The organism is Streptomyces sp. NPDC048603 (genome assembly GCF_043199475.1).
Classification (GTDB): Bacteria; Actinomycetota; Actinomycetes; order Streptomycetales; family Streptomycetaceae; genus Streptomyces.
Map to the genome: position 1 here is coordinate 127346 of NZ_JBICVY010000010.1, position 11398 is coordinate 138743.

Consider the following 11398-nt stretch of genomic DNA (forward strand, 5'->3'; position numbering starts at 1 on the left):
CCGCACGGATCACACGGACCCGGTGAGCTCCCCAGAGGCAGGAACGGAGACGGGGGCCGGGGCCGGAGCCGGATACGGCTCCACGACCCGTACGAGGCCGGTGTGGGTACCGGTACCGCTCCCGGTACCCACGCCCGCGCCGGCCGCCCCGTCGTCCAGGCCGGACCAGATCACACCGACGAGAAGGCCCGCGGCGGCCGCCGTCGCCGTCACCGCCGCCATGCGCCGCCGGTACTTCCGAGGTACCCGCATCCCGGATCCCCTTTCGCTCGGCCGCCGGCATCGGACGTCCGGCTTCCGGTTCTGTCGCCGTCGAGCGAACCACGGGAACCGCCCGCGCGGCACCCCTCGCCATCAATTGCGCACATCATCACAACAAACTGATCATGCGGTGCCCACACCCGGCCGCTCACGACCCGGCCGTGGGGACGGACAGCACCAGCACCGCCACGTCGTCCCGGGGGCCGCCGTCCGTGAAGGCCGCCAGGTCCCGCCATACCGCCGATGCCACCGCTGCCGGGGGATCGCCCGGCAGCGACACCACCGGGACCCGCACCAGCAGCGGGTAGAACAGGCCGGCCGCGTCCCTGGCCTCCGTCACCCCGTCCGTGTGCACGAGCAGCCGGTCGCCCGCCCGCACCGGTACGTCGACCACGGCCGGCGGCGCCGCCTCCACGAGCCCCAGCCCCAGCGGAGGCGCCGGATCCACCGCGAGCTCCTCCGCGGCCGTCCCGCGCAGCAGCAGCGCCGGAGGGTGGCCGCAGGAGACCACCCGCACCAGGTCCCGGCCGGGCGGGAACTCCACCAGCAGTGCCGTGGCGAACAGCTCCGTGTTCTCCTCCCCGGCCGCGTCCTGCACCAGCCGCCGGTCCAGCCGGGCGGCCACCCGGCCCAGCTCCGGATCGTCCAGCACCCCCTCGCGGAAGGCGCCGAGCAGTGAGGCGACCGTCCCCACCGCCGCCAGCCCGTGCCCCTGCACGTCCCCCACCAATGCCCGTACCCCGTAGGGGCTGTCCCGTACGTCGTACAGGTCACCGCCGACCAGGGTGCCCTGCTGCGCCGCCCGGTAGAGCCCCGCGCAGCGCACCGGGCCCACCTCCTCCGGCACCGGGGGCAGTACGGCCATCTGCGCCGCCTCAGCAACCGTCCGTACGCTCACCAGCTGGGCGTCCCGGCGCTTGCGCACCCAGGCGATGACCACGCTGAGCAGACCCACCGCCGCGACCGTCCACAGGTCCGTGCCCTGGGCGTTCCCCACGCCCACCCCCAGCGCCGACAGGGCGAACAGCAGCACCACGCCCAGGGCGAACAGCGCCGTCCCCGTCGCCCCGTACGCGAACGCCGCCATCGGAGGCACCGCCGCCAGGAAGTAGCCCAGCTCCACGGTGCCGGGGGTGGCCCGCTGTGCGAGCACCAGCACCACCGTGGCCACTCCGGGTGCGGCCCGCGCCCAGCGCGGCGGCGGCGCCCCGCGCAGCCACCCCGGCTCCTGGCGTCCGCGTCCCCGTCTCACCCCTCCACCCTCCTGCCCCCGCCGGGCCCGCGCACCCCGGCCGCGCCGTCGGGGGCCCTCCGGGTGGCCGCCGGGCCGCGCCGCCCCGAGAGTGGTCCCGTGTCCGACGATCCGCACGCGCAGGCACAGAGCGCGGCCATGAGCACCCGCCTCAACTGGCTGCGCGCGGGCGTGCTCGGCGCGAACGACGGGATCATCTCCACCGCCGGCCTGGTGGTGGGCGTGGCCGGAGCGACCACCTCCCGGACCGCACTGCTCACCGCCGGCGTCGCCGGACTGCTGGCTGGCTCGCTGTCCATGGCGGCCGGGGAGTACGTGTCCGTCAGCTCCCAGCGGGACTCCGAGCGGGCCGCCCTCGACGAGGAGCGCCGCGAGCTCGCCGAGGACCCCGAGGCGGAACTCGACGAGCTCACCGACCTGCTGGCCGAGCGCGGCCTCACCCGGGACGTGGCCCGGGAGGCCGCCGTCCAGCTCACCGAGCGCGACGCGCTGCGCGCCCACGCCCGGGTCGAGCTGGGCATCGAGCCGGACGAGCTGGCGAACCCCTGGCACGCGGCCCTCGCCAGCTTCACCGCCTTCACCGTCGGCGCGCTGCTGCCGCTGCTCGCGATCGTGCTGCCCGAGCCCTCGCGGCGGGTCCCGGTCACGGTGACCGCAGTGCTGCTCGCGCTCACCCTGTGCGGATGGCTGAGCGCCCGGCTGGGCGATGCCCCGGTACCCCGCGCGGTCCTCCGCAACGTGCTGGGCGGGGCCCTCGCCATGGCCGTCACGTACGCCGCCGGCAGCTGGCTGGGCGCGGGCTGACCCCGCGCCTCCTCCGGCGCGGGCCACTCCGTTCGGCGCGGGCTCGGACGCGCCGGGGCGCCTTCCCGCACAATGAAGCACATGCGGATCGCGGTCACCGGCTCGACCGGTCTCATCGGCACGGCCCTCGTCCGTTCGCTGCGCGCCGACGGGCACGAGGTGGTCCGCCTCGTGCGCCGCCCGCCCGCCGCCGCCGACGAGGCGCGCTGGGACCCGGGCACCGGATACGTGGACCCGGCAGCCCTGGCCGGCTGCGCGGCCGTGGTGAACCTGGCCGGCGCGGGCGTCGGCGACCACCGGTGGACCGAGGCGTACAAGAAGGAGATCCGGAACAGCCGGGTGCTCGGCACGACCACCCTGGCCCGGGCGGTCGCGGCCCTCGAAGAGCGCCCGTCGGTGCTCCTCAACGCCTCCGCCGTCGGCTACTACGGGGACACCGGCGACCGGGTGGTGGACGAGGGCTTCCCGGCGGGCGAGGGCTTCCTGTCCTCGGTGTGCGTGGCCTGGGAGGCCGCCGCCGCACCCGCCCACGAGGCGGGCGTGCGCACCGTGTTCGCCCGTACCGGGCTGGTCGTGGCCCGCGAGGGCGGGGCGTGGGGCCGGCTGTTCCCGCTGTTCCGGGCCGGCCTCGGCGGCCGGCTCGGCGACGGCCGCCAGTACTGGCCGTTCATCGCCCTGCACGACCACGTCGCGGCGCTGCGCCACCTGCTCGACACGTCCGCGCTGTCCGGGCCGGTGAACGTGTGCGCCCCCGAACCGCCGACCAACCGCGAGGTCACCGCGGCGATGGGGCGGGTGCTGCGCCGGCCGACCCCCTTCCCGGTGCCGGCCCCGGTGCTGCGGCTGGCCCTGGGGGAGATGGCCCAGGACGTGCTGGGCAGCCACCGGACCCGGCCCGTACGCCTGCTGGAGTCAGGCTTCGCCTTCCGGTACCCGGACATCGAGGGCGCCCTCCGGGCGGCACTGGACCGCGGCCGGGGCGCCTGAGCCAGACCTCAGGCCGAGTGAACCGAGCCCGGAACGGCAGAAGCCCCCGCCGGTGTGGGCGAGGGCCTTCGTGTTGACGATCAGGTCAAGCGGAGCGGGTCCCGGAAATAGAGGACCACCGCGATTCCGATCCCCGGCTCGTGTACGTAGACCACGGTGACGGCTTCGGCGGAGTCCTTCGCCAGCGGGGTCGTGTATGTGTACTCGACGGCCGTGCCGGGGAACCGGGCAGGGATCGGGCGGCCCGCCGTGGGGTCAAGCTCGATCGACTCCAGGGCCTCACGTACCCGGTCCTGCTCGCCGGGCGTCAGCCGCTCGAACGACTCCACGGCGGCGGGGAGTTCTTCGAGGGGTTCGCTCATGTGCTGCTGCCTCCGGGATGCGCTGCGGCCAGAGCATCCATGATGGCAGGCGAGTTGGCGATGGTAAGCCGGTGACGGTAGGCGCGCACCACGGCGGCGACGGGCTCCAGGTCGTTCGTGGGCGCCGAGCCGATGGCCTCCGCCAGCTCCCTCTCGAAGTTCTCGCGGTCGCCGGGGAACCCGAAGCGGCCGAGTGCGTTGCGGAGGTCGTCCACTGTGCGGACGTCCGGCAGGTCCGTAGGGCTCTCGTGGGCCTGGGCGCTCATGGTCGTCTCCTCCGGTGGCCGACGCTTGTCGCTCTGGGGCTTGAGCCTGCTGTGGAACCACCCCACCAGTTACACAGTATCGGCTCGATGGCGTCATGCTGCGGGGTCGGGTCGACCGTGCGGAAACAACGCAGCTCCCGCCGGGGCAGAACGGGGCGCGCAGCGGTCACGCCTCCGGCGGTACGACCGTACGGCATGCGGCAGGGCGGGTGAGGCTTCGCCGAACGGCGGCGCGAGGCCGGCGTCCGGAGCCGCTTCATGCTTCTGCCCGCTCGCGCGCAGCCCGTGCCCACCGCGTGCGCCGCCTGAGCCCTTTCCGTCAGACACGGCCGGAACCATCCGGCCCGGATCGGTGTGCGACCGGTCGTGCCCCGAAAGCGACCGGTGTGCGTCCGGATCCGGTCGTAATTCTGGAGCCGAACTCGGGTATTCCTGGATCCCGTTGGGGAAAGAGGACCAGACAAGCCGCGCCGACCTCGGGGAGGGGCACGTGCTCAGCAGCGCACACCACGCAGACGTCGTCATTGTGGGAGCCGGAGTCTCAGGACTCGCCGCGGCACACCACCTCATCGCAGCGGGGGTCTCAGTCACCGTCCTGGAAGCCGCGGACGACCCCGGCGGCAGGATGGCCACGGAAGTGACGGCCGAGGGCTTCCGGCTCGACCGGATCGGCCGGCTCCTCGACACCTCCCACCCGGAACTCGACCGCACCCCCGGGCTGGAGGACCTGGCGCTGCGGCCCTTCGCGCCGGGCGCGCTGGTCCACACCGAGGACGGCCGCCGGCTCCGCGCCGGGACGGTCACCCCGGTCCGCGCCCTGGCCGGCCGCTCGCTGGACCAGGCCCGGCTGGGCGCGGTCCTCGGACGGCTGGCCGCCATGCCGGTGGAACGGGTGCTCGCCCGGCCGGAGCGCACCGCCGAGGCCGCCCTGCCGGCCCGCGGCGGGGCACTGCTGCGGCCGCTGCTCGCGACCCTGCTCTGCGATCCCGCGCTGGGCACCTCCAGCAGGGTCGCCGACCTGGCGCTGCGCGCCTTCGCCCGGGGGCGGCTGGGGGTGCCGGAGGGCGGGGCGGCGGCGCTGCCGGAGCGGCTTGCGGCGGCGCTGCCGCCGGGCACGGTGCTGACCGGGGTCCGGGTCCGGTCGGTCTCGGTGAACGTGGTCACCACCGAGGACCACGGGGAGTTCCGATGTCGGTCGGTCCTGCTGGCGACGGGGGCGCGGGCGGCGGCGGACCTGCTGCCGGGGCTGCGGGTGCCGGCGTTCCACGAGATCACCGTGCTGCACCACGCGACTCCCGGGCCGCTGTCCTGGGACGGCTCGCTGCTCCTGGACGCGGACCCGCGGTGGCCGGTCTCGCACACCGCGGTGATGAGCGCGGTCGACCCGACCCGTGCCCCCGCCGGGCGGGCCCTGGTCACCACCACGGTGCTCGGCCCGCCGCCGCCGATGCGGACGGTGGCCTCCCGGCTGGCCCGGCTGTACGACACGGCCACCGGCGACTGGGACCTGCTGGCCGTGCACCACACCGCCGAGGCCGTGCCGGCGATGCCGCCGCCGTACGACGTGCGGCGGCCGGTCCGGGTGCTCTCCGGGCTCTACGTGTGCGGGGACCACCGCGACACCAACACCGTGCCGGGGGCGCTCCACTCGTCCCGTCGTGCCGCCGCCGCGATCCTCCGCGACCTCGGCATCCCTCTCCCCACCCCCGACCCGGCGGTCCCGGCCGCGGCCTGACCCCTGCCCTGCACTGCCCGGCCCTGCCCGGCCCGGACCTGCCCCGCAGGCCCGGGGCCGGGCCTCAGTGGAGGGACGAGACGCGGTCGCGGTACTGACGGACCGCGGCCGCCTCGCGGTACGGCTCCAGCCGCCGCTCGAAGTCCCGTACGTACTCCACCGCCCGCACCGACCGCATCTCGTTCGCCTGCTGCGCCGCCTCCGCGCCCAGCGCGCACGCCTGTTCCAGCTCACCCAGCCCCAGCCGGGCGGTGGCCAGGACCACCCGGCAGAACAGCCGGGACCGGGCGAGGCCCGCCGCGCGGAGCTGCAGCGAGCGTTCCGCGTGCTGCGCCGCCGCCCGGTACTGCTGCAGGTCCCGGTGGCAGTGGGCGAACTCGTCCGCCAGCTGCGCCTCGTCGTAGAAGCGCGCCCAGTGCGGCACGTCGTCCCCGGGCCGGGCCGCGCCCAGCGCCCGTTCCGCCCGCACCAGCGAGGCCGTCGCCGCCCGCACCTCACCCAGCACCGCGTGCCCCCGCGCCTCCGAGGAGTGCAGCAGGGCCTGCACCACCGGCGGCGGCCCGGAGCCCACCCCCTGCTGCGCGACCCGCGCGAGCTGCACCGCCTCCCGGCCGTGCCCCAGGTACACCGCCTGCCGGCTCATGGTGACCAGCACGTACGAGCCGTACGGCCGGTCGCCCGCCGCCTGGGCGAGCCGCAGCGCCTGCACGAAGTACCGCTGGGCCAGGCCGTGCGCCGCGATGTCGTACGAGGTCCAGCCCGCCAGCCGGGTCAGGTCCGCCGCGGCCGCGAACAGCCGCCGCCCGGTCGTCTCCCCGTACGTGCCCCGCAGCATCGGCTCCGCCTCGTGCTCCAGGTACCGCACCAGCGCCTGCCGCGCGTGCCCGCCGCCGTACGCCTGGTCCAGCGTCCGGAACAGCTCCGCCACCGACCGCAGCGCCGCGATGTCCCCGGCGGTCACCCGCTGCCCGGGCCCCCGGTCGACCTGCCGCTGCCGGGGCACCTGGCTCGGCCGGCCCTGCAGCGGGACCCGGGCCGCGGCCGCGTCCCCGCGTCCGACCCGCTCGTCGGCCCGGCCGATCAGCCAGTCCCGGCTCGGCACGACCAGCCCGGCCGGGGTGAACGCGATCTTCCGGAGCTCCGCGTGGGAACCGGAATCCTTGCGCCACAGCCCGCTCGCGATGTCCACGGCCTCCTCCGGCGTGGCGGCGAACTCCAGCCCGGCGTAGACCGGGGCGCACGCGTCCAGGCCGAGGTCCTGCGCCGAGAGCCGCCGGCCCAGCCGACGGGTGAACACCTCCGCGATCAGCGCCGGGGTGGTGCCGCGCGGCTGCTGCCCGCGCAGCCACCGGGTCACGGAGGTCTTGTCGTACCGGAGATCGAGTCCGTGCTCGAGGCCGAGCTGATCGACCCGGCGGGCCAGCCCCGCGTTGGAGAAGCCCGCTTCCGCGATCAGCGCCGCGAGCTGCCGGTTGGGGACGCGCTGCGCAGGTCGTTCCGTCATCAGCTTCCACGGTTTCCTGGGGTGACGGACCGGTCACCCGGCCCTGTGAACGGCGTGAATGTAGCGGCGAACTTCCCTCACACCGCCCGCTCTGCCCCACATTCATCCGATCGTGTGCAGAATCTGCACGGCTCTTTACGGACCGGGGTGTCATCCCCGCGTACGCTGCGCCCCATGAGCCGCCCGCACCACCCCCCGCATCACCCTCCACAGCACCCGCCGCCCGGTGCGGACCTCCGCGGTGCGGCCACCCCCGAGACCACCGCCCCGCTGCCCGCCCCCGAACTGACCGAGTCGGAGTGCCGGCGCTGCGGCACGCTCATCGCCGGCCTGGACGGCCGCTACGCCTGCGGGGTGTGCGGCTGGGTCAACGACCACTCCGAGGGCCACCGGCGGCTGCCCCGCGCGGACGAGGACCCGGACCGGCCGCGGGGCCGCCGGAAGCGGAATACGAACCCGCCGTACCCTTGCTGAGTGCGTTACGTGCATACGGCAGGTTCTATGAGGAGGCGCTGCGGTGGCTGAGCTGCGGTTTGTCCGGCTGGGCTTCGGCCCGGACGCGGTCGAGTACACCGAGGCCTGGGAGGAGCAGCGGCGGGTCCACGCCGCGCGCTTCGCCGACGAGACCGAGGACACCTGCCTCCTCCTGGAGCACCCGCCCGTCTACACCGCGGGCCGGCGCACCGAGGACAGCGAGCGCCCCCTCGACGGCACCCCCGTCGTCGACGTGGACCGCGGCGGCAAGATCACCTGGCACGGCCCGGGCCAGCTGGTGGGGTACCCGATCATGAAGCTGCCCCGCCCGGTGGACGTGGTCGCCCACGTCCGCCGCCTGGAGGAGGCGCTGATCCGCACCGCCGCCGACTTCGGCCTGGAGACCACCCGGGTCGAGGGCCGCAGCGGCGTCTGGGTCCTCGGCGACCCCGTCGAGGACCGCCCGAAGCCCGGCGGCCTGTCGCTGGACTTCGACCCCCGTCTCACCGACGAGGAGTTCGACCCCCGGCTGAACGGCCCCGAGTACGCGCCGTCCAACGCCGGCCAGCGCCGCGAGGACCGCAAGCTCGCCGCCATCGGCATCCGCGTCGCCAAGGGCGTCACCATGCACGGCTTCGCACTCAACGTGAACCCGGACAGCACCTGGTTCGACCGGATCATCCCGTGCGGGATCCGCGACGCCGGTGTGACCTCCCTCTCGGAGGAACTGGGCCGCGAGATCACCATCGCCGAGGTCCTTCCGGTGGCCGAACGCCACCTGGCCGAGGTGATGGCCGGGGCCGCACTTGCCCCGCGCGAGATCGAGCGTCCGGTGGGGACCCCCGCCCCCGCGGAGTCACCCGCCTGACCTACCGACGGGTAGGCCGGTCAGGGAATGCCCCCGGGCACTCCCGGGTTGGCCGGACGTAAGAGCGTACGAAAATACGGGCGTACCCTGGTGGGCGCCGAGGAATCACAGTCACAGGGAGCCGGTCGTGTCCGCAGTCGCACCCGACGGACGCAAGATGCTGCGCCTGGAGGTCAGGAACAGCCAGACCCCCATCGAGCGCAAGCCCGAGTGGATCAAGACGCGGGCGAAGATGGGCCCCGAGTACAAGGCGATGCAGAGCCTCGTGAAGAGCGAGGGCCTGCACACCGTGTGCCAGGAGGCCGGCTGTCCGAACATCTACGAATGCTGGGAGGACCGCGAGGCCACCTTCCTCATCGGCGGTGACCAGTGCACCCGGCGCTGTGACTTCTGCCAGATCGACACCGGCAAGCCCGAGGCCCTGGACCGGGACGAGCCGCGCCGCGTCGGCGAGTCCGTGGTCACCATGGACCTGAACTACGCCACCATCACCGGCGTCGCCCGCGACGACCTGGCCGACGGCGGCGCCTGGCTCTACGCCGAGACCGTGCGCCAGATCCACCAGCAGACCGCCGGCCGCGAGGGCGGCCACACCAAGGTCGAACTGCTGGCCCCCGACTTCAACGCGGTCCCGGAGCTGCTGGACGAGGTCTTCGCCTCCCGCCCCGAGGTCTTCGCGCACAACATCGAGACCGTGCCGCGCATCTTCAAGCGGATCCGCCCCGGCTTCCGCTACGAGCGCTCGCTGGAGGTCATCACCAAGGCCCGCGCGTACGGCCTGGTGACCAAGTCCAACCTGATCCTGGGCATGGGCGAGGAGCGCGAGGAGGTCAGCGAGGCCCTGCGCGACCTGCACGCGGCGGGCTGCGAGCTGATCACCATCACCCAGTACCTGCGGCCGACCCCGCGGCACCACCCCGTGGAGCGCTGGGTGAAGCCGGACGAGTTCGTCGAGCTCGCGAAGGAGGCCGAGGAGATCGGCTTCTCGGGCGTCATGTCCGGCCCGCTGGTCCGGTCCTCGTACCGCGCCGGCCGCCTCTACAACCAGGCGATGGAGAAGCGGGCCGAACAGCCCGCGGCGCCTGCCGCCGGGACTGTGTGAACTCACGCACAAATTCTTACCAAGCGGTAACCAATAGTGACGCGGCCCCTACGCTCGTAACAACGAGCCGTAGGGGCCGCGTCAATGTTTCATGGCTGTTTGACCGCGGGGTCACTCAGGAGTAACACCGAACAGTGATGCTGGCTCCACGCACCGCGACGACGAAAGACTGAGAGAGGGAAACATCATGCAGGCCGCGCCCGTCCGCGCCATCGCCATCCCGACCCTTGGTGACGCCATCCGCGGCATCGAGTCGATGCTCATCCGCGGCGCCCGCCGCAACGCCTGGACCGCCGTCCTGGAGGACCGCCGCCGGGCCCGCGACCGGGTCGAAACCGAACACGTGCTGGAGGCCGTGGCGACCCGGACCCCGCAGGCCACGTAAACTTCGCCTTATGGCGAGGAAGTCGAACGCAGACACTGCGAACCCCGGGCGATTCAAGCAAATCGCCATGACGTACAAGATGACGCGGAAGGCCGATCCCAAGATCGGATTCATTCTCGCGGCGGTGGCGCTCGTCACCTTCGGTGTCTTCCTCGGAATCGGCTTCCTGATCGACCACCCGTGGTACCTGGGCATCCTGGGCTTCCTGGTGGCGTTCCTGGCGACCGCGATCGTCTTCGGGCGGCGCGCCGAGCGGGCTGCCTTCGGGCAGATGGAGGGCCAGCCCGGTGCGGCCGCGGCCGTCCTGGACAACGTGGGCCGGGGCTGGACCACCACTCCGGCCGTGGCGATGAACCGGAACCAGGACATCGTGCACCGTGCGGTCGGCAAGGCCGGCGTCGTGCTGGTCGCCGAGGGCAACCCGAACCGGCTGAAGCCCCTGCTCGCGGCCGAGAAGAAGAAGATGGCCCGGATCCTGCCGGACGTACCGGTCTACGACATCATCGTCGGCACCGGCGAGGGCGAGGTCCCGCTCAAGAAGGTCCGGACGACCCTGTTGAAGTACCCGCGCGTGCTGCCCGGCCCCCAGGTCACCCAGGTCAACGACAAGCTGCGGGCCATGGGCGACCTCATGAGCAACATGCCGCTGCCGAAGGGCCCCATGCCGAAGGGCATGCGGATGCCGCGCGGCGGAAAGATGCGCTGACCTGACATTCGTACGACAAGACGTATACGAAGAAGGGGCGTCCCCTGAGCCGAAAGCCCGGGGACGCCCCTTCTTCGCGTCTTCTGCGCGTCTTCTGTGCCTCTGCTTCGCGTTCTGCTTCGCGTTCCGCGCTGGAGCGTGTCTCTAGATCCGGACCTGGACCGCGCGGGAGATCCGGTCGTGCAGGCCGCGTCCGTCACGGTCCCAGACCAGAGCCGGGATGACCAGGAGCAGCAGCACGGTGCGCAGCAGCACCCGGAGGATCCCCAGCCGTCCGCCGCCCTCCGCGACCACCCGCAGGCCCATGACGCGCTTCCCGGGGGTGAATCCCACGGTGCCCACCGTCAGCACGGCCAGTACGGCGAACACGGGCAGGGCCCAGTTGCCCGCACCCACCCAGTCGCGGTTCGTGATCAGGCCGAACGCGATCAGCTGGCAGGCCAGCCAGTCGATGAGCACCGCCCCCAGCCGCCGCCCGAAGCGGGCCACGGAGCCTGGGCCGTGCTGCGGCAGGCCGAGCTGCTGGCCCGGGTAGCCGAAGTCGACGCCCATCTCCTCGGCGGCCGCACGGGGGCCGGAGAGCCATGATCCGATTGCTTGCCTGTTGTCCACCCGACCACGGTACCCGGGTGGCTCAAGCACTCCTCGACGGGACCCTGGTTAACTTGTGCGAAACAAATGGGTCATGCTTG

At 73.5% G+C, this 11398-nt stretch carries 14 protein-coding genes; 8 read left to right on the forward strand and 6 right to left on the reverse strand.

From position 1 onward, the window contains the following. Positions 1–9: 9 nt before the first annotated feature. Positions 10–252 (reverse strand): hypothetical protein, encoded by a 243-nt coding sequence (locus ACGFQ9_RS25205; RefSeq protein ID WP_393576727.1) that lies wholly within the window; start codon positions 250–252, stop codon positions 10–12. 157 nt (positions 253–409) lie between these two features. Continuing rightward, on the reverse strand, positions 410–1513 hold the full coding sequence (locus ACGFQ9_RS25210; RefSeq protein ID WP_393576728.1) for a PP2C family protein-serine/threonine phosphatase: 1104 nt from the start codon (positions 1511–1513) through the stop codon (positions 410–412). 138 nt (positions 1514–1651) lie between these two features. Here ACGFQ9_RS25210 and ACGFQ9_RS25215 point away from each other — a divergent pair, with 138 nt between their 5' ends. Together ACGFQ9_RS25215 and ACGFQ9_RS25220 are read left to right on the forward strand one after the other, a co-directional pair. Beyond that, positions 1652–2317, forward strand: a complete 666-nt coding sequence (locus ACGFQ9_RS25215; protein ID WP_393577089.1) for a VIT family protein — start codon at positions 1652–1654, stop codon at positions 2315–2317. Between the two features lie 72 nt (positions 2318–2389). Next, positions 2390–3304 carry a TIGR01777 family oxidoreductase gene (locus ACGFQ9_RS25220; RefSeq protein ID WP_393576730.1) on the forward strand — a complete coding sequence of 305 codons (915 nt, stop codon included), beginning with the start codon at positions 2390–2392 and terminating at the stop codon, positions 3302–3304. Between the two features lie 80 nt (positions 3305–3384). Here the strand turns inward: ACGFQ9_RS25220 and ACGFQ9_RS25225 are convergent, their stop codons facing one another. Both ACGFQ9_RS25225 and ACGFQ9_RS25230 read right to left on the reverse strand, forming a co-directional pair. Continuing rightward, positions 3385–3666: a hypothetical protein gene (locus ACGFQ9_RS25225; protein ID WP_393576731.1), complete on the reverse strand. Its 282-nt coding sequence runs from the start codon at positions 3664–3666 to the stop codon at positions 3385–3387. Then, complete coding sequence (locus ACGFQ9_RS25230) at positions 3663–3932, reverse strand: hypothetical protein (RefSeq protein ID WP_393576732.1); 270 nt, start codon at positions 3930–3932, stop codon at positions 3663–3665. Before ACGFQ9_RS25230 ends, ACGFQ9_RS25225 begins: the two co-directional genes overlap by 4 nt. Before the next feature lie 490 nt (positions 3933–4422). On the opposite strand from ACGFQ9_RS25230, the gene ACGFQ9_RS25235 reads away from it, so the two are divergent. Continuing rightward, the gene (locus ACGFQ9_RS25235; protein ID WP_393576733.1) at positions 4423–5667 is read left to right on the forward strand and encodes an FAD-dependent oxidoreductase; all 1245 of its coding nucleotides are present in this window, start codon (positions 4423–4425) and stop codon (positions 5665–5667) included. A 64-nt stretch (positions 5668–5731) separates the two neighbouring features. Here the strand turns inward: ACGFQ9_RS25235 and ACGFQ9_RS25240 are convergent, their stop codons facing one another. After that, the gene (locus ACGFQ9_RS25240) at positions 5732–7171 is read right to left on the reverse strand and encodes a regulator (RefSeq protein ID WP_393576735.1); all 1440 of its coding nucleotides are present in this window, start codon (positions 7169–7171) and stop codon (positions 5732–5734) included. 174 nt (positions 7172–7345) lie between these two features. Here ACGFQ9_RS25240 and ACGFQ9_RS25245 point away from each other — a divergent pair, with 174 nt between their 5' ends. The 5 genes from ACGFQ9_RS25245 to ACGFQ9_RS25265 all read left to right on the forward strand — a co-directional run bounded on the left by ACGFQ9_RS25245 (position 7346) and on the right by ACGFQ9_RS25265 (position 10706). Beyond that, positions 7346–7645 (forward strand): hypothetical protein, encoded by a 300-nt coding sequence (locus ACGFQ9_RS25245; RefSeq protein ID WP_393576736.1) that lies wholly within the window; start codon positions 7346–7348, stop codon positions 7643–7645. Between the two features lie 43 nt (positions 7646–7688). Next, positions 7689–8513 (forward strand): lipoyl(octanoyl) transferase LipB, encoded by an 825-nt coding sequence (gene lipB / locus ACGFQ9_RS25250; RefSeq protein WP_393576737.1) that lies wholly within the window; start codon positions 7689–7691, stop codon positions 8511–8513. A gap of 127 nt (positions 8514–8640) precedes the next feature. Further along, positions 8641–9615, forward strand: coding sequence for a lipoyl synthase (gene lipA / locus ACGFQ9_RS25255; RefSeq protein WP_393576738.1), 975 nt, complete (start codon positions 8641–8643; stop codon positions 9613–9615). A gap of 187 nt (positions 9616–9802) precedes the next feature. Next, positions 9803–10000, forward strand: a complete 198-nt coding sequence (locus tag ACGFQ9_RS25260) for a hypothetical protein (RefSeq protein ID WP_393576739.1) — start codon at positions 9803–9805, stop codon at positions 9998–10000. A 10-nt stretch (positions 10001–10010) separates the two neighbouring features. Beyond that, positions 10011–10706, forward strand: a complete 696-nt coding sequence (locus ACGFQ9_RS25265) for a DUF4191 domain-containing protein (protein WP_393576740.1) — start codon at positions 10011–10013, stop codon at positions 10704–10706. 144 nt (positions 10707–10850) lie between these two features. Here ACGFQ9_RS25265 and ACGFQ9_RS25270 read toward each other — a convergent pair whose 3' ends face one another. Continuing rightward, a complete protein-coding gene (locus ACGFQ9_RS25270) occupies positions 10851–11318 on the reverse strand; it encodes an RDD family protein (protein ID WP_393576741.1) in 468 nt (155 codons plus the stop codon). Between the last annotated feature and the right edge of the window lie 80 nt (positions 11319–11398).